The sequence below is a fragment of the Microtetraspora sp. AC03309 genome (genome assembly GCF_020826795.1).
GTDB classification, from domain to species: Bacteria; Actinomycetota; Actinomycetes; order Streptosporangiales; family Streptosporangiaceae; genus Microtetraspora; species Microtetraspora glauca.
In genome coordinates, this window is record NZ_JADDIL010000400.1 from 1 (window position 1) to 562 (window position 562).

The 562-nt window shown below is 64.4% G+C and carries 1 protein-coding gene; it reads right to left on the bottom strand.

The window, feature by feature from the left end; all coding sequences use genetic code 11:
* Positions 1–387 (bottom strand): carboxymuconolactone decarboxylase family protein (locus IMZ11_RS43545; protein ID WP_228649556.1); only part of this gene is annotated, 387 nt, incomplete at its 3' end.
* Positions 388–562: the final 175 nt, after the last annotated feature.

Genomic DNA, 562 nt, shown 5'->3' on the forward strand with positions numbered 1-562 from the left:
AGGCAACAGCGTGCGTGGGGTGGAGGTGTGCCGCAACTTGTCCTCGCAGCTGGGTTTGCACTTCCTCAGCGTCACCCGCGAATCGTCGTCCACGTTGCGGGCGGTGTTCGCGGCAGGAAATCCGGCGTAGCCGCTGGCGTGGTAGATGACTTCGGCGATCTCGTCCTCGGTGAGGCCGTTGCGGAGGCCGATCCTGACGTGCGACTCGAACTCATCTGTGGCCCGCAGCGCGATCAAGATGCCCATGGTGACCAGGCTGCGATCACGGCGACTCAGGCCCTCACGGCTCCACAGTCGGCCGAAGACGTTGTCGACGCCGATGCCCATCAGCTCGTCACCGAATGACCCGTCGGGTTCGACAACATTCGACGGCAGGTGCGGCACCATCTCCTGAAGGACCCGCAGACCTTGTTCACGTACGTCAGTCATGCCTGTCAGCTTGGCACGCGCTCGCTACGGTTCGGGCCAGCCAGGGTCGGGTGGCAGCGCTGGCAGCGGATGGGGCTGGACAAAATACTCGTCTGGGGCATCTGGTGGTGTACCCGGAGCCAGCGTGTTGCCG